The organism is Romboutsia sedimentorum (assembly GCF_030131845.1).
Taxonomy (GTDB): Bacteria; Bacillota; Clostridia; order Peptostreptococcales; family Peptostreptococcaceae; genus Romboutsia_D; species Romboutsia_D sedimentorum.
Genome location: NZ_JASKYM010000001.1, coordinates 144,017 through 169,747, shown reverse-complemented (window position 1 = coordinate 169,747; position 25,731 = coordinate 144,017). Strand labels below are relative to the sequence as shown.

Here is a 25,731-nt window from a genome sequence, read left to right as displayed (position 1 = left end):
AATTCTAGATTTATCTGGCATAGCTATTAAACTATAAAAAAAGCAATTTAATAAACAAAATACAAAATAACTAGATAACTTAGGAGAAACAAAATGGCAGAAATAATAAACATGAATAACTTTGAAGAAGAGGTAAATAACGGAGTAGTTGTAGTAGACTTTTTCGCAACTTGGTGCGGTCCTTGTAAAATGTTAGCGCCAGTATTTAAGGAACTAGGAAATGAAATGAAAGATAGTGCTAAATTTATTAAAGTTGACATAGATCAAAGTATGGAAATAGCTAGAAAATTTATGGTATCAACTGTTCCTACTATGATGATATTTAAAGATGGAAAGCCAGTAGAAACTATGGTAGGATTTATGCCTAAAGATGCTATAAAAACAAAGGTAGAGGGTCATATAAAGTAAGTAAAATATTAGGGGGATAATTAAATGTCTAAAAATTGGTATCCAGTTATTAATTATAATAAATGTAATGGTTGCGGTAAATGTGTAGAGAACTGCAACTTTGGAGTATATGATAAAAATGAATATCCAAACCCAAAAGTAATTTATCCTGAAGGCTGTATAGAAGGTTGTAATGGTTGTGCAAACTTATGTCCAAATGGAGCTATAAAATATAGAGACACTAGAAATAGTGGATGTTGTGGATCAGGGTGTGACTGCACCAGTAATGGCGGATGCTGTTAAATTTAAATAAGATGAATCAATAAAAAGAGGAAATTAAAGCAATTTAATATTCCTCTTTTTTTAAGAATGTATAGTGTTTAAATTAAGGGGAGATAGGTATGAAGAGAGTAAAAAAAATATTAGTACTATGTACTATTTTTTGTGTAATAGTAGGGATTTGGTTTTATAAAAATAAATCAATTAAAAATGATAATATAGATGAATTTAAATTAGATGCAACCTATGATTTTGATATTGAAAAACTTAAATCTGAGGGACTACCTATAATAGTTGATTTTGGTTCAGATTCATGCGTTCCATGTAAAGAAATGGCTCCAGTACTAGAAGATTTGAATGAAGAATATAGAGGGAAAGCGATAGTAAAATTTGTAGATATATCAAAAAATGGTGATGCAGTTAAAGACTTTCCTGTAAAAGTTATACCAACTCAGTTTTTTTTCAATTCAGATGGAACTCCATTTAAACCTAAAAATGTACAACAGAGTAATTTAATGATGTACTCATCAGAAGAAAATGAAGAACATGCTTTTACAGCACATGAAGGTCAGTTAGATAAGAGTGATTTTGAAAATATATTAAATGAGATGGGGGTTAATTAATGGAATCATTAATTGATACAATATCTCAAACCATGACATCAAACTTATGGTTTGCTCCTATACTAGCTTTAGTTGCAGGTATACTTACATCTTTATCTCCATGTTCTTTGTCGAGTATACCTTTAGTAATTGGATATGTAGGTAAATATAATAATGATACTAAAAAATCATTTGAATTATCAATTCTATTTTCTTTAGGAATGGCAACTATATTTACTATTTTAGGAGTTTTAGCATCTTTATTTGGAAGACTATTTAATATTAATTCATCTTTATGGTACATAATTTTAGGAATTATTATGGTTTTAATGGCACTTCAAGTGTGGGGGATATTTAATTTTGTTCCTTCTAGTTATGCGGGAAGTAAAAATAAAAAGGTTGGATACATAGGAGCTTTTGTAGGAGGGATTTTAGGTGGATTATTTTCATCACCTTGTTCTACACCAGTACTTGTAGTTATATTAGCAGTTGTAGCTAAAGAAGGAAGTTTATTATATGGAGTAGCATTACTATTATTATATTCAATTGGTCATAGCGTACTAGTAGTTTTAGTAGGAACATCTACATCTACACTAAGAAAAATTACTAACTCAAATAATTATGGCATATTAAGCAATACTTTAAAAGTTTTAACAGGTTTAATTATCTTAGTTTTAGGATTTTATATGTTTTACTTAGGGTTTTAGTTAAATAAAGGGGGAAATTTTTATGCAAATATATTTAGATAATGCAGCAACATCTTATCCAAAACCAGTTGCTGTAGCAGATTCAGTATATAATTTTATGATAAATAATGGTACAACATCTGGAAGAGGCTCTTATAAAAAAGCAATGGAATCAGATAGATTGATATATGAAACAAGAAAGTTAATAGCAGATTTATTTAATTTTAATAATACCAAGAAAGTAATTTTTACATCTAACGTAACTGAATCTTTGAATTTAGCTATAAATGGAATTTTAAATGAAGGAGATCATGTTGTAACAAGTTCGATAGAGCATAATGCTGTGTGGAGATGTTTAAAAACGTTAGAAAGAGACAAAGGCATATCTATAACAAAGGTTAAAGCAAGCAAAGAAGGATATACAAATCCTGAAGATGTTGAAAAAAGTATAAGGGAGAATACAAAGTTAATAATATTTACTCATGCATCAAATGTTTTAGGAACAATTCAACCAATAAGAGAAATTGGAAAAATAGCTAAAAATCATAATATACCATTCTTAGTAGATGCAGCACAAACAGCAGGAGCATATCCTATAGACATTCAAAAAGATAATATAAATTTATTAGCATTTACAGGACATAAAAGTTTGCTTGGACCAATGGGTACAGGAGGATTAGTTGTAAATTGGGATAAAAATATACAACCTTTAAAAGCTGGAGGAACAGGTGGAGATTCAGCTTATGAATATCAACCAGATTATTACCCAAATAGACTAGAAACAGGAACTTTAAATGTAAGCGGATTAGTTGGACTTAGAGAATCTATAAAATTTATAAATAAAGAATCAATAGAGACTATACATAATAAAGAAAAAGAATTAGTTAAATATGCTTTAAATAAATTAGATAAAATAGATGGACTAAAAATTTATGGACCAAAAGATAGTGAAAAAATTGTAAGTGTAATATCATTTAATATTAAAGATCTACGACCTGAAGATGTTGGGTTTGAGTTGGATAATAAATATAGCATAATGGTTAGAGCTGGACTTCACTGTGCTCCAAATGCACATGAACTTATAGGCACAAAAGCCACAGGATGTGTAAGAATAGGTATTGGTTATTTTAATAAAAAAGAAGATATAGATATACTAGCAAATTCTTTAATTGAAATTATAAAAACATATGAAATTTAGGGGGTAAAAGTATGTATTTAGAAGAAATAAATTTGAAGTTTATAGAACCTTGCACAACAGGAGGGTCTAAAATTAAAATAAGAGCTGATTTATCAAGAGATATATGTGAAATATTTCCGTATTTGAATTCTAATATAAAGTCAGCTATGTATAACAAAAAAGGGCAGACTATAACATTTAAAGTAGAGCAAAAAGTAGTCACGTTTTTTGCTAAGGAAGTTGCTATTACAAAATTACTTGATGAAACTGATGCATATGAAATGATGGATTATGTAAAGGGAATAGTAAATGAAGTTTATGAAGATAAAGATAATATAAAACCTTCAGATGAAATGAAAAAATTACCTAGCCCTATTGAAATATACAAAAATTTACCTAAATTAAATTGTAAAGCATGTGGAGAAATGACTTGTATGGCTTTTGCCAGCAAATTATTAAGTGGGGAAAAAAGCATAAAAGCTTGTAGACCGTTGTATCAAGATAGTAATATAGATAAATTAGAAAAATTGGAAGTAAGCATTTTGCTTTTAGGATATGAAATCTAAAATTTAAGGGGAGATATTAATGAAAAATTGTGGGAACTGTGGAATAGGGAATAAAAGAGAAGATGGAACTATTGAATGTGTTAAGTATAAAAAAATAAAAAATGCGCTAGATAACAGTGAAAATTGTTTGTATTATACAGTGTTTAAATTTGAAGATGGAGAGCTTATGAATCCGTTACAGCACCTACTTTTGAAGGAGCAAGATTTAAAATCTAAGCATATGAAAAATACAATATAAATAGGATTAAAATTATAAAGTAGGATGTAGATTTATAGTAGTAAATCTACACCCTACTTTTTATTGGGACATTATTTAAAAAATTTTAAAATAGTTAAATATCTTACTAATTATAATAAATTATTTGCAAAATTTATTACTGTAATGACAGTCTGATTTACATGTTTTATTATCGGACTTTTTACAAGAATTACAGTGTTTCATATCGCATTTAGCAAAATCAATACTTAAATTTTTAAAATCATGAATTAACTCTTCAAATTCACACAATTCTCTTTCTAAGTCAAAAATCAAACATTTGCAGAATCCATCATTTATTAAGCCTTCATATGTGCAATGAGCATAATAGTCGTCACAGTGTAATATTAATATAATTATTTTTGCAATTATATTTGATAGTGAAATTATAAGTCTAACTAGTAAGCAGAATAATTTTCCGATTAATTCTGGACAATTATCATCGCAATTAACACATTCTAAAGTTTCTTCTAAATAATCTATTAATTCTATTGTATCTTTTAATTGTTTTTCAAACTCACAATTACATAAGTTTTCATAATATAATACATCTTTTAATATAGCCTTAATTATACCAAGTACTCCATAATAACCACACTTATTTTCATAAGGGCTTCCTATTAGAACATTATTTATAGCGTCCCATATTTGGCAAAGTGTTGGATTATGCAGTGTACTTTCTCCTATAGTTATTTGATTACTTATATTGACTGGGTGCATAGACATTACATTAATTAGGTTTAATAACTCATCATGCTGCTTTTTTAAATGATATACGCCTGTATTAGTATTCATATTGTTATCAGTACTCCTTATGCATATTAAGATATTAGATATCTTACTTATATATATATAAAATATAGGCTAAATAAGTTACAAAATAGCACAAGAAAATACAAAAATACATAATTTATATAAATAGTTTTTGTATAATCTCATAAGTTAATACTTTAGACAAAGTGTCTTTGTTTACAGAATAGAAATTCCATTTTCCTTCGGCGCATTTATTTATAAGATTTGCTGAAAGTAATAGTTTTAAGTGATAAGATAGCTTTGATTGAGATATATTAAATATATCAACTAGCTTACAAACACAAACACTTTCGGCAGAATATAGTTTTTTCAATATATCTAATCTTATAGGATCAGATAAAGCTTTAAAAATTAAATCTATGTTATCCATTTTTATACCTCCAATACTTTATATTATTATAACAAATATCTAGTATTTTTATATTATTAAATGTATTTTTATGATATGACAGTTAATAAATAAAATAAATAAGGAAAAAATAGTTTACAAAATCAAACTACCATCACGTAGATGCTAGTACAACTATATAGACACATAAAATTGAAATAGCTATAATGAGATTAGATAATAAAGTATATGTCTAAAATATTGATATAGGAATAATATCCCTATTCGCAAAGAACACTGGCACTTTAGCATCTGGTAGTTCAATGTAGATTAATTCCACAATATTTAAAGTTATAAAGTAATGAGGTGTAAATTATATGAAAAGAAAAGTATTATCATTAATAATTATTTTTGTATTTGGAATTTTTATATATACTCTTAGTCACGTTAAAACAAATCAACTATCTACAAAAGAAAAAATCGAGGACTTTGAGCATATGTATGATGTTATAAAAAATGGATATCCTTATCTCGATGTAAATAAAAGACTTAACAATGTAGATTGGCTAGAAAACAAGGATAAATATATAAAAAGAATTAAAAATACTAAAAATGATGAAGAGTTTATAGAAGAAACATCAGATATTTTATCTGAATTAGGCAATAAACACACTCAATTAATAGATAATAAAAATCGATATAAACTTTTTAAAAAAGCCTATGCTAATAATAATTGGTATGATTTCCTTGATGATAAAAAAGTCATAGACAGATACAATTCTATAAAACCTAAAATTAAAATATCAAAGAATGATTTCTCAAAAAAAGAGTTAATTTTAAAAGATGTAGTTAAAGATAAAGTTGGATATATATATTTGCCATCAATGCCATCGAGTAAGGAATCTACAGACAAAGCTTTAAGTTATATCAACACGTTAGAAGATTATAAAGCTTTAATTATTGATATAAGGGGCAATGGAGGAGGAAGTGATAGTTATTGGCAATCAATAGTCTCTAAACTTATTAAAAATGATATAAAAATCCATGGTTATAGAGTTTATATGAATAATAGTAAGATAATTAAAAAATATACTGATGCAAGAGATTTAAAGCTAGAACCTATTAAAAATCTACCAGTAAACAAAGAAAAAGCGCCAAAAGAAACTTTTGAAAAATTTAGTGATTTTGAAAAAATACACTATACTATAAAACCTGACAATAACTTGAATTTCAAAGGTAATATATATTTACTTATAGATAAAAACGTATATTCATCGGCCGAGTCATTTTCTATGTTTTGTAAAGAAACTAAATTTGCGACTTTAATAGGACAAACTACTGGAGGAGATGGTGGAGGAATAGATCCAGTATTGTTTAAGTTGAAAAATAGTGGATTAATAGTTAGGATGGCAAGTGGCATGTATTTAAACAAAGATGGAATATGCGATGAGGAGTTTAAAACTACTCCAGACTTTAAAATAAAACGTTGTAAAAGAACTAAAAGCTTTAAGCATGATATATGTATAAAAAAGGTATTAGAACTTGAAAATATAAATTAGAATAGCAGCTATATAATATATACGTATTAAAAGCAGCTTTAGGTGCTATAGAAACTTAAAGGATATTATTAATACATAAAGAATATATATAATCTATATATTTAAGATGTAAAGGAGAGAATAATATGATTTTAAAATTGAATAGTGAGCAAAAGGATAGAGTCTTAAATTATGTAGCAAAAGAGCCTAGCATAAATTTATTTATAATAGGGGATATTGAACAATACGGTTTTGATAAAGACTTCCAAGAAGTATGGGGGAATTTTGATGATGAAAATAATTTAAAAGGTGTCTTATTAAGATATACCAATAATTTTATACCGTACATAGAAAATTTAGACGAGGATGTATCGCAATTCAAAGAAATTATAAAGTCATATAAAGGAAATAAAATTATATCAGGTAAAGACACTATCATAGAAAAATTTAAGGATGTACTAAATAATTATGATGAAAAAATTACGTATTTTTGTGAATTAAGAGATAATAAAAAACTTCTATCATGGGATAATAGTATAAAATATGCAAAAGAAGAAGATGCACAGAGAATATATGATTTATTACTAACAATAGATGAATTTTCTATAAAAGACAGTGTTGATTCAATAAGAGACAGAATTAAAGATAATAGTAAAATAGTTTATTATATAGAAAATGATAAAAAAGAAATGATAACAACATCACAAATAGTAGCAGAAAATAGTAAATCTGCTATGGTAGTAGGGGTAGCGACTAGGGATGGATATAGAGAAAAAGGATATATGAGTAAATGTTTATCAAAATCATGTAGTGACTTATTAGAGAGAAATAAATCTTTATGTTTATTTTATGACAACCCAAAGGCTGGCAAGGTATACCATAAAATAGGGTTTGAGGAATTAGGAATATGGACTATGTTAGTTGAAAACATATAGCACCCTTAGAGGTGCTTTTTTAAATAAACATACAAAACATACAGAATTAACAACTATTAACATACAAATGCATAGTATTTAAGTGTAAAGGGAAGAAGGGAGGGTATAAAAATGAAAAAAATACGTATATGTATATTTACTATGTTGATGGTAATTATGTTATCAATAACTGTATTTGCAGATGGAAAAAGAAGCTCATCAAACTTATTTTTATTTAGTGACTTAGTTAATACAAAAGAAAATGTAAATGGAGATGTATATGCATTTGCTCAAGATATAAAGATTAATAGCCTTGTAGGTGGAGATGTTATATCTTGTGGTCAAGATATAACTATCAAGTCAGATGAGATATTAGGTAACATTAGAGGTGCAGGGCAAAGCTTAGATATTGATGTTAAAAATACCAAAAATATAACACTTGCAGGTCAAGACATAAGTATTGGGGAAAATACCAATTGTAATGCAGCATATATAGCAAGTCAGAGTATTGATTTTAAAGGAAATACAAATGATTTATATGTATCAGCTCAAGATGTTGTTATAGATGGAAAAGTAAAAGGAAACCTTGAGGTAAATGGAGAAAATATACTTATAACAGAGAATGCTAATATATTAGGAAATATAAAAATCAAATCTCCTAATGAAGCCGTAGTAAAAGGGGATATGGCTAGTAAAAATATAAATTATGAAAATACAGCGAGTGAAGCTAATTTTAAACAAGAACATAAATCTAACGTAGTAAGTGAAGTTATGAGTATAGTAAGCGCTATAATAGTAGCTTTATTATTATCTGTTATATTCAAAAAATATTTTTATTCAGTAGAAAAAAGTCTTGACTTATGTTTATGGAAATACATGTTAGTAGGATTTGGAATATTAATACTAGTACCTGTACTTATAGTATTTTTATGTATAACCGTAATAGGGATACCAATAGGGCTTGTAATATTATTTTTATATATATTATCAATATATCTATGTCCAATGGTCACAGGTATTACATTAGGTCAAAGATTACTTGCAAATAAAAATATATATTTACAAGTTATATGTGGGGTATTAGTTATAAAAATATTACTTTTAATACCATTTATAGATGCTATAGCTTGGGTTGTATGCATAATGTTTACATTAGGAAGTATATGTATGAAAATAGTAAACTATATTCGTTCGAAGTCTAATAATATATAATTAGAGTTTGGTAATCTTTTTTGAGTGAATATCATATAATAATTATCATAGATTGAATTGCTTTATTTAGTATAATATGATAAAATTACTTTAAAATTATTTTTAAGGAGAAAAATATGAACACATTAGAACCAGAACCCGAAAGGCACATTTCAAAATCAAACTTCAAAAGAATACTAGAGTCATCAAACACTTTTTTATCTAGACTAAAAGGTAACAAAAAAAGTGAATCTACTCAATCAGAAGATCAAACCATAGAAAATACAAAATTCGAACTTAATGACAAAATGGTTAGAGAAATAATGACATCAAGAACAGATACGTTCACCATAAATATAGAAGAATGTATAGATAGTGTTTTAGAAGATTTAAAAATTACTAATCATTCTAAAATACCTGTATACGAAAAAAATAAAGACAACATAATTGGTGTTTTAAATGTAGCCGATTTAGTTTTTGAAGCTAAAGAAGTAGGATTTGAAAATTTAGATATAAGAAAAATACTGCATAGTCCATGTTTTATTCCAGAAACTAAAAAAGTAAATGAATTATTTAATTCACTAGACTCACAAGTTGACAATTTATTCATACTAGTAGATGAATATGGTGGATTTTCAGGTATTGTAAGTATGGAAGATTTAATCTATGAAATTAAAGGTGTAACTAATAATAGTAGTGATTTAAAACACCACAAGATTAAAAAAATTGATGACAATAACTTTATTGTTAAAGGTTTTTTAACAGTAAGCGACTTTAATGAAATATTTAATGCTGACATAGAAGAAGGCGATTATGATACCTTAAACGGTTATATAATAAACCAACTAGGACAAATTCCAAATGAAGATGAAGATATACAACTTAATTTAGGCAAATTGATGTTTAAACTAATAAAAATAAATAACAGAAGAATAGAAGATATTCAGATTAGCATAATATAATAATCTGATTTTATAAAATTAGGAACTGTCTAAAATAAAAGATAGTTCCTTTTTAAATTTAGCTTAAAATATTTGAATTTGCAATACATAATATATATACTAATAATATAAAAATAAAGTAGCTAATATATGGGGGTGCTTTAAATGAATGTAATAGAAATAAAAAAATTGACTAAAAACTATGGCAAAAATAGAGGAATACAAGATGTTAATATATCTGTAAAGGAAGGTGAGATATTTGGATTTATAGGTCCAAATGGAGCAGGTAAATCAACTACAATAAAAACTATATTAAACTTTATATACCCAACTAGTGGACATGGAACAATACTAGGAATGGACATAGTAAAAGAGAGTGAAAAAATAAAAGAATACATAGGATATGTACCAAGTGAAGTTAGATATTATGATGATATTAAAGTAAAAGATATAATCAAATATTCACAAAGCTTTTATCCTAAAGTTAATAAAGAAGATGTAGAAAATATTTGCAATGACTTAGAATTAGATATGAATAAAAAAATGGGTGAACTTAGTTTAGGAAATAAAAAGAAAGTATCTATAGCTCAAGCTTTGATTCATAATCCAAAACTTTTAATACTAGATGAACCTACAAATGGATTAGATCCCTTAATGCAAAAGAAACTTTTTAATATATTAATTAAAGAAAAAGAAAAAGGAAATACGGTATTTTTATCTTCACACAATTTAGTTGAGGTTCAAAATTTATGTGATAGAGTAGCTGTAATAAAGGAAGGCAAAATTGTAGACATAATAGAAATAGAAAAGGCTGCAAATAAACTTACATTAAAGGTTACTTTGATAAGTAGTGATATCAATGAAGAGAGTATTTTAAATCTAGGTGGGAAAATTTTAACTAAAGAAGAAAACTCATATACGTTTGTATATTCAAAAGATGTTGATTCTCTTATAAAAGAAATTAGTAACTACAAGATTGATGAATTATTAATAGAAAAAGAAAATCTTGAAGATGCATTTTTAAATTACTATGAAAATTATATGGAGGAAAAATAATGAATATATTTAAGTTTGAATTTAAAAGATTATTAAAATCAGCTATTATTTGGTCTATTATATGTGGAGCGCTGATAGTTTTATTTATGTCATTGTTTCCAAGTATGAAAAACATGGGTATGCAAGAACTTGTAGGCAGTAAAATGGATGCACTTCCAAGTGAACTATTAAAAGCTTTTAATATTGAAACTACGATGGACTTTACTAATATATTTGATTATTTAAGTTATGCTATTCAATATATTGCTATGGCAAGTGCTGTCTATGGGGCTATATTAGGTGTAAATGCTCTTATAAGAGAAGAAAGCGAAGGTACTATTGAGTTTCTATATTCAAAGCCAATAAAAAGAAGTAAGATAGTTACAACAAAATTATGTTCAGTAGCAGCTATATTTCTTATATATATTGTGATAGTAGGTTCATTTACAATGACAACATGTCTTATGGTAAAACCTGATAATGTTGAAGTTATGGATTTGATTATAAATGTTAAGTCTATATTTATAGGAATTGCACTTCTTGGCTATGTATTTATGGCAATAGGCCTATTAATATCATCAATAATAAAATCTGATAAGGCATCAATACCTGTAGCTATTGGAATATTCTTTGTAACGTATTTTTTAGGTATGATAGGCAAATTAAAAGAAAGTTTTGATTGGATGAAGTATTTATCTCCATTTGATTATTATGCTCCTGGTGAGATTTTAAAAAATGGATTTGATGTTACTCTTGTATTAGTTGGAATATGTATAATTGTGATAGCTATAATAGGAAGTTATGTTATATACAATAAAAAAGATATGAATATATAAAGTATAAAATTATTTAAATGTAGGCTAAATTTAGTCTACATTTTTTGAAATATAATTTTGTATTTATATTTAATAGTTTGGCATAGATTTTATAATAGGTGGGAAAAAATGGGGTAAAAATTGTTAGGGTGTATTATTTTCTAAAAATTAAAACTATTATTATTACATATACTGTAGTATGATAACACATATATAAAAATGGATAAAAATCAACATATGTCGGAGGGAAAATAGTGATAAAGAAAGTAATATTAAAATTTGTAAGGTTAATAATAGGGTTTGTTTTTTGTTCATTAGCAATAGCATTTATGATAAATGCTAACTTAGGTTTATCTCCATGGGATGTACTTCACCAAGGTATATCAAATAAAATGGGGATTACAATGGGAAGTGCTACAATTATCGTGGGCCTTGTAGTAGTAGTAATTGATGCTATATTAGGAGAAAATGTAGGGTGGGGAACTGTTCTTAATATGATACTTATAGGGACATTCTTAGATGTTATATTATTTAGCAATATAATTCCAGTAGCAGATAATTTAATAGTGGGTGTTATAATGTTATGCATAGGAATGCTACTTATGGCATTTGGAATGGTGCTTTATATCGGATGTGGACTAGGTAGTGGTCCTAGAGATGGAATGATGATAGCTATACAAAAAAGAACTAATAAACCGGTTCAATTAATAAGAGGTGTTATGGAAATTTGTGCTTTAATAGTAGGTTATTTTCTAGGTGGAAGTATTGGAATAGGAACACTTATAACAGCGATAGGGCTAGGATATTTTATACAAATAATATTTAAAAAATTTAATTTCAAAAGTAATGATATTACTCATAGAGTTATATTAGATGATATAAATTATATTAAATTATGTATTAGTAAAGATATAGATAAGGAAATAGAAGAAAATAATTAGGGCATAGTTACCTTTATTTCACTAACTAACTATAAAGTGCCTACTTAAAATGAATGAGTATTTGTTATATAATTGAATCGTGGACTGTATGTGCATATACAGTCCTTATTTTTATGTATAAAGACATATGGGGGTGAGCAGATGAAAATGCTATGGAAATACGTACTAAAATATAAGCTTCAATTTATAAGTAGGATAATAACTATTTCATTAGTAACGCTAGCAAGTATAGCTTTTGATTTTTTAATGGGATTTATAGTCGACATATTTGCAAATGGTCATACAGATAAGTTTTTACCTATAACAATAATAAGTATATCACTTATTGTTATAATGTTTTTAACAGAGTATCTAGATGGATTAGTTATGTCAAATTATATAAAAAATACTGTGAATTATTTAAGAACAGATATATTTTCAAAAATAATAAATAAAGATATAAAAGATTTTTCATTGGACAATAGTGGAAAATATATATCGATACTATATAATGATATAAAACTTATAGAAGATAGTTTTTTAAATAATATATTTCACGTTATATCATCTTTAATATCTTTTACATTATCACTGATAGTATTATTTACAATAAGTCCAGCTATAGTATTATTTATAACAGTATTTGGAATATTAGGATTTATAATACCGACTGCGCTTTCTAAAAAGTTGGTAGTTCAAAAGAATGAATACTCTAAAAGTTTAGAAGAAATAACATCAGTAACTAAGGACTTATTTTCAGGATTTGAAGTTATAAAAGGATTTAATATAAGCAATAAGATAAATTCTGTATTTAAAAATTCATCAAATAATGTTGAAAGCAGCAAAAGAAAGTGTTCTATATTAGAATCTATAGTAAAAGGGTTTTCATTATCATTTAGTGTAACTATTTATCTTGGAGTTTTACTTGTAGGAGGATATTTGATGTATAATAAAGATATATCTATAGGAACTGCTATTATAATAATACAACTTAGTACACATATAGTGGGACCTGTAAAAACTAGTATATCCTTGACTAATCAAATAAAATCAGTATCTCTTATAGCAAATAAAATAGAAACTATACTAGAGGTATCTAGTGATGATTTAGAAGATACTAACTTAGTTGACTTTGATGAAGCTATTAAAGTAGAGAATTTAAGCTTTGAATATACTAGTGATAGAAAAGCACTAGATAAAATAAATTTAATTTTTGAGAAAAATAAAAAATATGCAATAGTCGGTGAAAGTGGTTGTGGAAAAAGTACATTAATAAAGCTACTTATGAGATATTATAATGATTATGAAGGTAGTATAAGTATAGATGATAACAATTTAAAATCTATATATAGTTCTGATTTGTATAAAAATATGTCAATGATACAACAAAATGTATTTATGTTTGATGATTCTATAAAAGAGAATATAAAGCTATTTTCAAACATTAGTGACGAAAAAGTTTTAAAAACATGCAAAAGAGCGGGTATTTCAAATTTAATAGATAGATTACCACAAGGGATAAATTCTTTAGTTGGTGAAAATGGTAATAAATTATCAGGAGGAGAAAAGCAAAGAATTGCAATAGCTAGAGCCTTGATAAATGACACCAAAATACTAATATTAGATGAGTCAACTTCAGCGCTAGACAATGAAACAGCATATAATTTAGAAAGTTCGCTACTTAGCTTAGACGATTTAACATTAATAGTTGTTACTCACAAGCTTATAAAAAATATATTAATAAACTATGACGAAATTATCGTTATGAAAGATGGATTAATTATAGAAAAAGGTTCTTTTGATTATTTGATTGAATTAAAAGGATATTTTTATAGTTTATATTATATACAAAGTGATGATTCAAAGTAAGATTGTTAGATGTTAAATAATAAATTTTATCAGGAGAACTTTATGTCTACATTATTAATTAGTACCATAGTATTTATGACATTAGCACTTACATTTTATACAATAGGTGTATTTGGATAAAAAAATTAAGGTTTGATTTGGATGTTCAATCTGAGTCAGACCTTTTAGTTTTTTATAAAGCCTTTTTATTTTGTTATACCCTTAATAATAGTTTTCAGTTATGATATAATAATTAATTAGATTAAAACTAAATGTATTATTAAACTTTAATGAAAAATATGACTAAATATAATAAATAAAGAATTAAATATAGGCTTAGCAATAAAGGAGACAAAACTAATGAATATAGATAAAAATAAACTAACGCCAATGATGAAACAGTATTTTGAAGTAAAAGAAAGATATCCAGATTGTATCTTATTTTTCAGATTAGGAGACTTTTATGAAATGTTCTTTGAAGATGCTCTAATAGCTTCAAAAACACTTGAAATAGCTCTTACAGGGAAATCATGTGGTCTTGATGAGCGTGCTCCAATGTGTGGAGTTCCATATCATAGTGCAAATGCATATATATCTAAATTAGTTGAAAGTGGGTTTAAGGTCGCAATAGGCGAGCAAATGGAAGATCCACAGACGGCAAAAGGAATAGTAAGGCGAGATGTTATAAGAGTTGTAACTCCAGGTACGGTACTTGAAGGTAATTTACTTGAAAATAAGAAAAACAATTACTTAATGAGTTTATATAAAGAAGGAGAAAAAATAGGCTTAGCTTATGTAGATATAAGTACGGGTGAGGTTAATGCAACTAATTTATCAATAGATAAAGTAATTGAAGAAATAGCAAAAGTTCATCCTACAGAAATAATATTAAATGATTTAAGCTTTATAGAAAAATTAAACAATATAGCTACTTTAAGCAACATATATATAAATGATAATTTTAGTGAGAATTATTTAGATATAAAAATATTAGAAGAATATTTTTCTAAAGATTATTTGCAAAACTTGAATTTTGACGAAAATGACCTTATTAAAAATAGTTTATCAATACTTTTAAATTATATATATAACACTCAAAAACAAGTAACTTCAAATATTAATAACATAAACGTATATAATAGCAGTGAATACATGGTACTTGACATGTTTACTAGAGTCAATTTAGAATTAACACAAACTATAAGAGGCAATAAAAAGAAGGGTTCACTACTACATGTATTAGACAAAACATCTACTGCAATGGGAGGTAGATTACTTCGTAAGTATGTAGAGGAACCATTAGTTAATAAAAAACGAATAGAAAAAAGACTTAATGTTATAGAAGAAATAAAAGATGATTTTATGCTTAGAGAGGACTTAAATGAAATTTTGAAAAATGTATATGATATAGAAAGAATTTGTGGGAAAATTGCCTTTGAAAAAGTAACACCAAAGGAAATGATACATTTAAAAAATTCTATAGAAAAACTTCCGAGTCTAAAGGATACTATAAACTCATCTAGTGCTACTATATTAAATAAGTACATTGATGAGATGGATAATTTAGATGATATTTATAATCTGATACAAGAAGCTATAAAAGAAGAACCATCAATAACAATAAAAGATGGTAATATAATAAAATCAGATTTTAATGATGAACTTAAAGATCTTCGTGATATATCTAAAAATGGAGCATTCATGATTAAGGAAATAGAAAACCGTGAAAAAGAAAAAACAGGTGTTAAGTCTTTAAAAATAAGTTTTAATAAGGTTTTTGGATATTATATAGAGATAACAAAAGCGAACTTAAATACTGCTAAAATAGATGAAACTTATATAAGAAAGCAAACTTTAAGTAATGCTGAAAGATTTATAACTCCAGAGCTTAAAGAAATAGAAGATAAAATCCTTAACGCCGAAGAAAAAATAAAAAATCTAGAATATGAAATATTTGTAAATATAAGAAATACAATTTATGGAAATATAAATAGAATACAAAAAACTGCTAAAATAATAGCGAATATAGATGTATTTGTGTCTTTTGCAACTGTTGCATATATGAATAATTATGTAAAACCCATTATAAATCAGAAAAATAAATTAGATATAAAAAATGGACGTCATCCAGTTGTTGAAAACTTAGTAGGAGAAGAAAACTTTGTTCCAAATGATACTTATCTTAATGTTGGGGAAAATATTATAAATATAATAACAGGACCAAATATGGCAGGTAAATCAACTTATATGAGACAAAGTGCAGTAATATCTTTAATGGCACATATTGGTTCATTTGTACCAGCTGAGTATGCAAATATACCAATACTTGATAGAATATTTACAAGGGTTGGAGCAAGTGATGATTTAAGTCAAGGTCAATCTACTTTTATGGTTGAGATGAGCGAAGTATCTCATATACTTAAAAATGCAACAGATAAAAGTTTAGTAATACTTGATGAGATAGGAAGAGGTACAAGCACTTATGATGGTATAAGTTTAGCTTGGTCAATAGTTGAATATATTCAAAAGAATATTAAATGTAAGACTTTATTTGCAACTCACTATCATGAACTTACTGATTTAGATCAAGAATTTAATGATGTTAAAAACTACTCAATAGCAGTTAAAGAAGAAAATGAAAATATAATATTTTTAAGAAAAATAATTCCTCAAGGTGCAGATAAGAGTTATGGTATATATGTTGCAAAGCTAGCTAAGCTTCCAGATGAGGTAATAAATAGATCAAGGAATATACTAAAAGACCTAGAAAAAAAACATGTATATGAAAATATAGCTATAAATAATAAAGAGGAAATAAATAAAAGTGATTATAGAGATGAAAAATATAAAAATCAATATGAAGCTTTAAAAATCAATCATGCTGAACTTATCAAAACTTATAATAATGAAAAAGAAAATTATGAAAAGTTATATAAAGAATATGTAAAGCTAGATGAAAAAGAGAATGATAATGATATAGTTAAAGAAGTAGCATTAACTCAAATATCTTTTGATAATATGGATGAAAATAAATTAGTAGATGAAATTATAAATTTAGATATACTAAATATGACTCCACTTGATGCTATGAATGCTCTTTATAATTTACAAAAAAAAGCAAAAAATAATTAGAATTAAGATTGTAACACCCCATAGTTAACAAAATATTCTGTGGAGGGAGAAAATATGAATAGAATTAATATATTAGATGATTTAACTATAAATAAAATAGCGGCAGGAGAAGTTGTTGAAAGACCATCTTCAATAGTTAAAGAACTTGTTGAAAACTGTGTTGATGCTAATAGCAGCAAAATAATTATTGATATAATTGACGGTGGGAAAAAATTAATCAAAATAACTGATAACGGTAGTGGCATATCATCTAGTGAAGTTGACAAGTCTTTTTTAAGACATGCTACGAGTAAGATAGAAAAAATTGATGATTTATATGACTTATATTCGCTAGGTTTTAGAGGTGAAGCATTAGCATCAATATCTTCTATATGCAAGCTTGAGATGGTTACTAAGACTAAAGATGAGTGTGTAGGAACTAAAGTTATTGTAGAGGGTGGTAAAGTAGTAAGTAAACAACCCATAGGCGCTAACAATGGAACTACAATGATTATAAAAGATGTATTTTACAATACACCAGTTAGACAAAAATTTTTAAAATCAACTCATGCTGAGACTATAAATATTAGTGATTTGATTAATAAGTTAGCAATAGGAAATCCTCATATACAGTTTAAATATGTAAACAATGGAAAAGCAATGCTAAACACTCCTGGTGATAGCAAGTTAATAAGTGTTATTAGAAGTATATATGGAAAAGATGTATGTGAGAATTTAATAGAAATAGAATATGAATGTAAAAATTTCAAAATAAATGGATATATAGGCAATAACAATGTATATAGGTCAAATAAAAATTTGCAACACATTTATATAAATAAAAGATTTGTAAAAAGTAAGGTAATATTAGATGCTGTAGCTGAAGCATATAAAGCAATCATTCCTATTAATAAGCATTGTGTATGTTTTTTAAATATGGAATTAAATCCAGCTAGTATTGATGTTAATATACACCCAACAAAACTTGAAATAAAGTTTGAAAATGAGCAAGAGCTTTATATAGAACTTAGAGACTTTTTAAAACAAAAATTATTAAATTCTAAATTAATAGGTAAGTATGAGGTTTATGATAATAAAAAAATTCAACATAAATCTATACAAAATGTAAATACAGTAAATACAAAAATTGATACTAATGTGGACAAAACTAAAAATATTGATATTAAAAATAATAAATTAGAGTATGTACCTTATAAAACTAGTTTAGATAAAAATATAGAAGTTGTAGAACTAGATACACAAAAACCTATAGATACTTTTCTATCTGTAAATGATATATTAAGCAATGATAATAAATTACAAAATTTAAATAATGATAAAACTATAATAGATAATGAAAATATTTATGAGCCAGAGGTAGATAAAAATTTAAATAAAAATGATCTTCTTAAAGAAGAAATAGAAAATTTACAAGTAAACATAGAAAAAAACACACAAAAAGAACATATTCAAGAAGAATTTTTTCAAGAAAATAAAGAAGAAGATAAGTTTTCGCTAAGAGGATATAGTGTGATCGGAACATTATTTGATACATACATAATTTTATCTAAAGGAAGCAGTATGTATTTACTAGACCAACATGCAGCACATGAAAGAGTATTATATGAAAAGTATATGGATAAGTTCTATAAAAGTGAAATAAACATGCAGATGCTACTTGATCCTATAGTATTAGAACTTTCAAATGTAGATATGTTACAGATTGAGAAAAATTTAGAACTATTTATAAAATTTGGTTTTGAAATCGAAATTTTTGGTAATAATCATATAATGATAAGATGTGTACCAACTATATTTGGTGTTCCTGAAAGTGAGAAATTTATACTACAAATAATAGATAATATAGACGATATTAATAGCAACTATGAGTTAAAAGGTGAAAAATTTGCATCTATGGCATGTAGAGCAGCAATAAAAGCAAATGATAAAATACAAAACTTAGAAATAAATAGTTTGTTTAAGCAAATAGAAGAATGTATTAATCCTTTTACGTGTCCTCATGGTAGACCTATAATGGTAGAAATTTCAAAAAATGAAATTGAAAAAATGTTCAAACGAATTATGTAGAATAGGAAGATAAATATGAAAAAAATACCACTTATAATACTTACAGGACCAACAGCCGTTGGTAAGACTGAATTATCAATAAAATTAGCAAAATATTTAAATGCAGAAATTATTTCTGCTGATTCTATGCAAATATATCAGTACATGGATATAGGGAGTGCAAAAGTAACTAATGATGAAATGAGCGGAGTACCCCATTATTTAATAGATGAAGTTAAACCGGATTATTCTTTTTCAGTATCAGAGTTTCAAGATAGAGCAAATAATTATATAGAAAAAATAACTGAAAAAGGTAAAACAGCGTTAGTAACTGGTGGAACGGGGCTTTATCTAAACTCTATAATATACAATATGGATTTTGCTAAATCAGATGCTAATAATGAACTAAGAGAAAACTTAACGTTAGAATTACAAGAATATGGCATAGACTATATGCATGAAAAGTTAAGAGCGTTGGATGAAGATAGTGCAAATAGAATACACAAAAACAATACAAAGAGAGTTATAAGAGCACTAGAAGTATGTCTTAGTGGAGAAAAGATGAATGATTTTTCTAATGACTTAAAATTTAATGAAAAATATAATCCTATAATAATTGTACTAAACAGAGAAAGAGAACACCTATATCAAAGAATAAATAAAAGAGTAGATATAATGATGGACGGTGGACTAGTAGATGAAGTTAAAAAATTATTAAGTTTAGGATACACTAAAGATATGATATCTATGCAAGGCATTGGATATAAAGAAATAATTAAATACCTTGATGGTGAATATTCGATTGATGAAGCTGTGGAAATAATAAAAAGAGACTCTAGAAGGTATGCAAAACGACAACTAACTTGGTTTAGAAGATATAATAGTGCCAAGTGGTTTAATTTAGATGAGTACAGTGATAAGAAAGTATTAGAAAAAGAAATTTTTAACACTATTGAAAAAATACTATAACTTATATAAAATAGAATAGAGGAATAGTATAAAATTTCCAAATGAAATATATTAATCTTTTAAATTTAATTAAGATCTCGGGAGGATTGTCAAATGAAAAATTCAGTATTAAACTTACAGGACATATTTTTAAATAATGCAAGAAAAGAGAAAATTCCTGTAACTATATATTTAATGAATGGAGTTCAAGTAAAAGGATTTGTTAAGGGGTTTGATAGTTACATAATATTATTGGAAGGTGATAATAAACAACAAAACATGATATATAAGCATGCAGTATCTACAATACTTCCAGGAAAATATATAAGTTTCCAAAATCCTAACCAACAATCAGGAAATAGTTATAGCAAAACTACTACTAATAACAATAATTACAGTAACAATAACAGTTACAATAATAATAAATAATAAAGTAAGCTCACAAATTAACTTGTGAGCTTTTTTATTATTTATACTTATCTATTATTAGGTTATAATTAAGATTATAAATATAAAGAAGTGAGGGTAAGAGATGAATGGATTAGAGAGAAGAGAAGAAATTATAAATATTTTGAAAAATGATACTAAAGCAATAAGTGGAACAAATTTAGCTAATGAGCTTAATGTTAGTAGACAACTTATAGTAGGTGATATAGCATTACTTCGAGCATCAGGATTAAATATAATATCAACACCAAAAGGTTATATATTAGATAATAAAGAAAATAATGAAGGATATATAATTAAAACGATAGCATGTAAGCATAGTAAAAATTTTATAGAGGATGAACTAAATGTAATAGTAGATGAAGGTGCAACTGTTGTAAATGTAATAGTAGAACATGGTGTATATGGGCAAATAACAGGAGATTTACATGTATCTTCAAGACGAGATGTAAAGGACTTTATGGAAAAGCTTAAATTAGAAGATACAAATCCTCTATCTAAATTGACAGACGGTATACACCTTCATACTATAAGATGTAGACATGAAGAAAGCTTTGAAGAAATAGTAAATATTTTAAGAGAAAAAGGATACTTATATTAACGGATATTTAATATCCGTTAATATAAGTATCCTTTTTTTAATCAATAATTGACAAATTAGTAAATAAATATTAAACTGTAATTATAGGTGTAAAGACACCTATAATTACAGTTTAATATAAGGTGGTATAAAATGAATAATAAAAAGCTAAATACACAAGCAATTATATTGTCAGCATTATTGTGCTCTATTGGAATTATAATACCTCTATTTTCACCGATAAAAATAATATTAGAGCCAGCCTCATTTACTTTAGCAAGTCATGTAGCTATATTTATAGCTATGTTTATTTCACCAGGAACAGCATTATTTGTAGCAATTGGAACTACAGTTGGATTTTTCTTGGGAGGATTTCCGATTACAGTAGTATTAAGAGCATTAAGCCATGTAGTATTTGTAACTATAGGCTCACTTTACTTAAAGAAAAATAAAGGAGTTCTAAATAATTTTAAAAGTTCAATTTGGTATTCTTTTTTTATAGCTTTAATTCATGCGGTTAGTGAAGTTTTAATAGTTATACCATTTTACTTTGGATCATCTCTTTCAGATGGATACTATGATAAAGGATTTGTTGTATCAATACTTGGATTAGTTGGAGTCGGAACTTTAATACATAGTATGATAGACTTTTCATTATCACTTTATATATGGAATATGTTACCTAAATCAGTAACTAAAAAAATTTTAGTACAAACTTAAATTATATAGTATAAACAAAACAAGCTAGGATTTATTCTAGCTTGTTTTGTTTTAAATGCAAATATTTTAAATATTTAAAAATAAGAATGTAAAAAAATGTATACTAAAAGGTTTTCATGGTATAATTAGTTTAAAAAGATTATATTAGGGGGAGAGAGATCTAGTTGAATGCACAAAGCAAGGAATATAAGATAAGCAGAAGTATTAAAGTAATAATACTTTTATTTTGTATTTTATTATTATGGGGGGCAAGTGGGTCATACGCACAAGAACAAAAAAGAGTTTTGTTTATAAGTTCTTATAGTCCGAATTTTTCATCTTTTGATAAGCAAAAAGCTGGTTTGGTTAAAGGGATAGGCAAAGGTGTAAAGATACAAATAGAGTATATGGATTTTGGAGAATTTAATGGAGAAGAAAATGAAAAAAATTTTTATCATTTACTAAAATATAAGATTAATAAATATAAAAAATTTGATGTAGTAGTACTGGCAGATGATTATGCTTTGGAGTTTGGGAAAAAACATAGGGATGACTTATTTAAAGATATACCAATTGTATTTTTAGGCATTAATGATAAAAAAAGTGCTACAGAAGCTGTATCTCTTGATTCTGTGTATGGAATAATAGAAACCATTCCAATAGAAACAAGTGTTGAACTAATTAGTAAGCTTCACAAAAACAAAAATATTGTTGGCTTAACTTATTCATCGTCTAAAAATTCTGAAGACTTAAAAGAATTTTATACATTAAAATCTAAGTATACTAATTTAAATTTCAAACATATATCTTTAGGTGATATGTCATTAGAAGAATTTGAAAATAAGATAAATCAATTAAATAAAGATGATGTTATATTATCTATATACTCTCCTAGAAGCAAACAAGATGATTTTCCCAAGATGATTAAATCTATTGAAATTTTAAAAAAAAATAAAACAGCACCTATATATAATACATTAGATCATTTATTAGAAGATAGTTTTATTGGTGGGGCAGTAGTATCTAATTTTAATTTAGGTAAGTTAGCTGGAGAAATAAGTAAACAAATAATGTCGGGAGATATTCCAAATAATAAACTTTGGGATACAAGTAGAATTTATGAATATATTTTTGATTATAACCAATTAAAAAAATATAATATAAAGGAAAGTAAGTTACCTAAAAACTCACATATAAAAAACAAACCTATATCTTATTTTGAAAAAAATAAAATGCTTATAATACCTATGATAATAGTGACTATATGCTTGCTAATAACAATAATCGGTTTAGTTGTAAATATGAAGAAAAGAAAAATATATGAACAGGAGATACTTAAAGCAAAGGAAATTGCTGAAAGTGCTAATAAATCGCAAAGTAATTTTATTTCAAATATAAGCCATGAATTGCGAACACCAGTAGCTGTTATAATGTCTTCTAGTCAATTATTAGAATTGAATTTAAATAAAAGTAATGATGTAAATAAAAGTACCAATAATATAAAAATAATAAAACAAAATTGCAATAGGCTTCTTAGGCTTATAAATAATATAATAGATGTAGCTAAAGTGGATTCTGGTTTTACGGATCTAAAACTAAAAAATATAGAAATAATAAGTTTATTAGAAAATATAGTGTTATCAATAATACCTTACGCACAAAGCAAAGAATTAGAGATTATATTTGATACTGATGAAGAAGAAATAATAATGGGGGCAGATCCAAATAAGATTGAGCGAATCGTTTTAAACTTATTATCAAATGCTATAAAATTTTCCAATAATGGCGGTAAAATTTCTGTTAATGTATATAAAAAAATGGATTTGTTAATTTTTACTGTTGAGGACACAGGTATTGGTATACATGAAGACAACGTAGAAAAAATATTTGAAAAATTTATTCAGATAGAAGATACTATGATTAGAAAAAATGAAGGTAGTGGAATTGGTTTATCGCTCGTTAAGTCTTTTGTAAAATCTCATGATGGAGATGTATATGTTGAATCTAAATTAAATAAAGGCTCTGTTTTTACAGTAGAATTGCCAATAAAAATTTTAGATGGAGAAAAAGTATATTTTTATAACTTAGACCAATCACAGTCAGATATAATGAGTACTAGTATTGAGTTTTCAGATATTTACATTTAAGACAAGATGGTTATAACAATATTTGCATAAATTCACCTATTATGATAAAATTCTACTGTTAAAATCAAATAAAAGACAGGTGAAGAATATGTTAAACGAAACAAAAAATCTATTAAAAAACTTCTATGGATTAGATGACGAAACATTTGAATTATCAGAAGAAGTTATGAAAGAAATAAAACCTAAATTTGAAGAAATAAAACAAATAAGAGAATATAACCAATACAAGGTATTAAAAGCGATGCAAGAAGCTCATTTAAGTGATAATCACTTCAATTGGACTACTGGATATGGATATAATGACCTTGGTCGTGAAAAAATAGAGGAAATATATGCAAATGTATTTAATGCAGAGGATTCTATAGTTCGTCCTATAATAGTTAATGGAACTCATGCACTAACTTTATGCTTGCAAGGAATTGCTAGACCTGGAGATGAAATACTATCAGTAACAGGTAAGCCATATGATACATTAGAAGGTGTTATAGGTATAAGAGAAGAAAAGGGCTGTTTAAAGGAATTTGGAGTTACATATGATCAAGTAGACTTTTTAGAAGATGGAAATGTAGACTTAGAAGGAATAAAAACTAAAATAAACGATAAAACAAAACTTGTAATGATACAAAGATCAAAGGGATATTCTTGGAGAGAATCACTTACAATAGCTGATATAAAAGAAATTATAGATACTGTAAGGAGTATAAAACCTGAAGTTATAGTAATGGTTGATAATTGCTATGGTGAGTTTTTAGAAACTATGGAACCAACTGATGTTGGTGCTGATATAATGGCAGGATCACTTATAAAAAACCCAGGTGGAGGTCTTGCTTTAACTGGTGGATATATAGTAGGTAAGAACGATTTAGTAGAATTAATATCATATAGATTAACGTCTCCTGGAATAGGTAAAGAATGTGGACTTACATTTGGAACTAGTAGAACTGTACTTCAAGGATTCTTTATGGCTCCATATGTAGTAAGTCAAGCTGTAATGGGTGCAATTTATTGTGCTAGAATGTTTGAAAAGTTAGGATATGAAGTTCTTCCAAAATATGATGATTTAAGAAGTGATATAATACAAATAGTAAGACTTAACAGTGCTGAGGAAGTTATAGCATTCTGTCAAGGAATACAAGCAGCAGCTCCTGTTGATTCATACGTTAAACCAGTTCCTTGGGCGATGCCAGGATATGATGATGAAGTTATAATGGCAGCTGGTGCATTTATACAGGGCTCTTCAATAGAATTAAGTGCTGATGCTCCAATAAAGCCACCATATAATGTTTACTTCCAAGGTGGTCTTACATTTGATCATTCTAAAATGGGTACATTAAAAGCTATTGAGTATATGAAAAAGAATAAATAATATAAATATACATAACCATCTAATTTGTATTAGGACTATAGTCTTTTGATCATATAAAGACTATAGTCCT

General features: G+C 26.4%; 25 protein-coding genes. 23 read left to right on the top strand and 2 right to left on the bottom strand.

From position 1 onward, the window contains the following. Window positions 1-93: 93 nt before the first annotated feature. The 7 genes from trxA to QOZ84_RS00820 all read left to right on the top strand — a co-directional run bounded on the left by trxA (window position 94) and on the right by QOZ84_RS00820 (window position 3,935). Window positions 94-408, top strand: a complete 315-nt coding sequence (trxA, locus tag QOZ84_RS00850; RefSeq protein ID WP_284131067.1) for a thioredoxin — start codon at window positions 94-96, stop codon at window positions 406-408. 24 nt (window positions 409-432) lie between these two features. After that, window positions 433-690 carry a 4Fe-4S binding protein gene (locus QOZ84_RS00845; protein WP_284131066.1) on the top strand — a complete coding sequence of 86 codons (258 nt, stop codon included), beginning with the start codon at window positions 433-435 and terminating at the stop codon, window positions 688-690. A 98-nt stretch (window positions 691-788) separates the two neighbouring features. Further along, entirely contained in the window at window positions 789-1,289 is a 501-nt protein-coding gene (locus QOZ84_RS00840) for a thioredoxin family protein (RefSeq protein ID WP_284131065.1), read from the top strand. Beyond that, window positions 1,289-1,975 (top strand): cytochrome c biogenesis CcdA family protein, encoded by a 687-nt coding sequence (locus tag QOZ84_RS00835; protein ID WP_284131064.1) that lies wholly within the window; start codon window positions 1,289-1,291, stop codon window positions 1,973-1,975. Before QOZ84_RS00840 ends, QOZ84_RS00835 begins: the two co-directional genes overlap by 1 nt. Window positions 1,976-1,997: 22 nt before the next feature. Beyond that, window positions 1,998-3,152: an aminotransferase class V-fold PLP-dependent enzyme gene (locus QOZ84_RS00830; RefSeq protein ID WP_284131063.1), complete on the top strand. Its 1,155-nt coding sequence runs from the start codon at window positions 1,998-2,000 to the stop codon at window positions 3,150-3,152. Between the two features lie 11 nt (window positions 3,153-3,163). Next, entirely contained in the window at window positions 3,164-3,697 is a 534-nt protein-coding gene (locus tag QOZ84_RS00825; RefSeq protein ID WP_284131062.1) for a (Fe-S)-binding protein, read from the top strand. A gap of 19 nt (window positions 3,698-3,716) precedes the next feature. Next, window positions 3,717-3,935, top strand: a complete 219-nt coding sequence (locus QOZ84_RS00820) for a hypothetical protein (protein ID WP_284131061.1) — start codon at window positions 3,717-3,719, stop codon at window positions 3,933-3,935. Window positions 3,936-4,055: 120 nt separating this feature from the next. On the opposite strand, the gene QOZ84_RS00815 is transcribed toward QOZ84_RS00820, so the two are convergent. Together QOZ84_RS00815 and QOZ84_RS00810 are read right to left on the bottom strand one after the other, a co-directional pair. Continuing rightward, complete coding sequence (locus QOZ84_RS00815; RefSeq protein WP_284131060.1) at window positions 4,056-4,748, bottom strand: hypothetical protein; 693 nt, start codon at window positions 4,746-4,748, stop codon at window positions 4,056-4,058. Between the two features lie 115 nt (window positions 4,749-4,863). Continuing rightward, window positions 4,864-5,136, bottom strand: coding sequence for an ArsR/SmtB family transcription factor (locus QOZ84_RS00810; protein ID WP_284131059.1), 273 nt, complete (start codon window positions 5,134-5,136; stop codon window positions 4,864-4,866). Between the two features lie 335 nt (window positions 5,137-5,471). Between QOZ84_RS00810 and QOZ84_RS00805 the strand changes: the two genes are divergently transcribed. The 16 genes from QOZ84_RS00805 (at window position 5,472) to QOZ84_RS00730 (ending at window position 25,661) form a co-directional block, all read left to right on the top strand. Beyond that, entirely contained in the window at window positions 5,472-6,653 is a 1,182-nt protein-coding gene (locus tag QOZ84_RS00805; protein WP_284131058.1) for a S41 family peptidase, read from the top strand. 125 nt (window positions 6,654-6,778) lie between these two features. Beyond that, window positions 6,779-7,567: a GNAT family N-acetyltransferase gene (locus tag QOZ84_RS00800; protein ID WP_284131057.1), complete on the top strand. Its 789-nt coding sequence runs from the start codon at window positions 6,779-6,781 to the stop codon at window positions 7,565-7,567. A gap of 111 nt (window positions 7,568-7,678) precedes the next feature. Further along, window positions 7,679-8,758 (top strand): polymer-forming cytoskeletal protein, encoded by a 1,080-nt coding sequence (locus QOZ84_RS00795; protein WP_284131056.1) that lies wholly within the window; start codon window positions 7,679-7,681, stop codon window positions 8,756-8,758. Window positions 8,759-8,874: 116 nt separating this feature from the next. Then, entirely contained in the window at window positions 8,875-9,699 is an 825-nt protein-coding gene (locus QOZ84_RS00790; RefSeq protein ID WP_284131055.1) for a transporter associated domain-containing protein, read from the top strand. A 144-nt stretch (window positions 9,700-9,843) separates the two neighbouring features. Beyond that, the gene (locus QOZ84_RS00785) at window positions 9,844-10,734 is read left to right on the top strand and encodes an ABC transporter ATP-binding protein (RefSeq protein ID WP_284131054.1); all 891 of its coding nucleotides are present in this window, start codon (window positions 9,844-9,846) and stop codon (window positions 10,732-10,734) included. After that, on the top strand, window positions 10,734-11,549 hold the full coding sequence (locus tag QOZ84_RS00780; RefSeq protein ID WP_284131053.1) for an ABC transporter permease subunit: 816 nt from the start codon (window positions 10,734-10,736) through the stop codon (window positions 11,547-11,549). The genes QOZ84_RS00785 and QOZ84_RS00780 overlap by 1 nt, the downstream gene beginning before the upstream one ends. 233 nt (window positions 11,550-11,782) lie before the next feature. After that, on the top strand, window positions 11,783-12,469 hold the full coding sequence (locus QOZ84_RS00775) for a YczE/YyaS/YitT family protein (protein WP_284131052.1): 687 nt from the start codon (window positions 11,783-11,785) through the stop codon (window positions 12,467-12,469). Between the two features lie 141 nt (window positions 12,470-12,610). Then, on the top strand, window positions 12,611-14,317 hold the full coding sequence (locus QOZ84_RS00770) for an ABC transporter ATP-binding protein (RefSeq protein WP_284131051.1): 1,707 nt from the start codon (window positions 12,611-12,613) through the stop codon (window positions 14,315-14,317). A 339-nt stretch (window positions 14,318-14,656) separates the two neighbouring features. After that, window positions 14,657-17,428: a DNA mismatch repair protein MutS gene (gene mutS / locus QOZ84_RS00765; RefSeq protein ID WP_284131050.1), complete on the top strand. Its 2,772-nt coding sequence runs from the start codon at window positions 14,657-14,659 to the stop codon at window positions 17,426-17,428. Between the two features lie 54 nt (window positions 17,429-17,482). Next, window positions 17,483-19,495, top strand: a complete 2,013-nt coding sequence (gene mutL / locus QOZ84_RS00760; RefSeq protein WP_284131049.1) for a DNA mismatch repair endonuclease MutL — start codon at window positions 17,483-17,485, stop codon at window positions 19,493-19,495. Between the two features lie 15 nt (window positions 19,496-19,510). Continuing rightward, window positions 19,511-20,443, top strand: a complete 933-nt coding sequence (gene miaA, locus QOZ84_RS00755; protein WP_284131048.1) for a tRNA (adenosine(37)-N6)-dimethylallyltransferase MiaA — start codon at window positions 19,511-19,513, stop codon at window positions 20,441-20,443. Between the two features lie 93 nt (window positions 20,444-20,536). After that, on the top strand, window positions 20,537-20,851 hold the full coding sequence (gene hfq, locus QOZ84_RS00750; RefSeq protein WP_284131047.1) for an RNA chaperone Hfq: 315 nt from the start codon (window positions 20,537-20,539) through the stop codon (window positions 20,849-20,851). Between the two features lie 103 nt (window positions 20,852-20,954). Beyond that, window positions 20,955-21,470: a transcription repressor NadR gene (locus QOZ84_RS00745; RefSeq protein ID WP_284131046.1), complete on the top strand. Its 516-nt coding sequence runs from the start codon at window positions 20,955-20,957 to the stop codon at window positions 21,468-21,470. A gap of 132 nt (window positions 21,471-21,602) precedes the next feature. Beyond that, window positions 21,603-22,169 (top strand): hypothetical protein, encoded by a 567-nt coding sequence (locus QOZ84_RS00740; protein ID WP_284131045.1) that lies wholly within the window; start codon window positions 21,603-21,605, stop codon window positions 22,167-22,169. Window positions 22,170-22,333: 164 nt separating this feature from the next. Then, window positions 22,334-24,295 carry a sensor histidine kinase gene (locus QOZ84_RS00735; protein WP_284131044.1) on the top strand — a complete coding sequence of 654 codons (1,962 nt, stop codon included), beginning with the start codon at window positions 22,334-22,336 and terminating at the stop codon, window positions 24,293-24,295. An 88-nt stretch (window positions 24,296-24,383) separates the two neighbouring features. Next, window positions 24,384-25,661 carry a methionine gamma-lyase family protein gene (locus tag QOZ84_RS00730; RefSeq protein ID WP_284131043.1) on the top strand — a complete coding sequence of 426 codons (1,278 nt, stop codon included), beginning with the start codon at window positions 24,384-24,386 and terminating at the stop codon, window positions 25,659-25,661. Window positions 25,662-25,731: the final 70 nt, after the last annotated feature.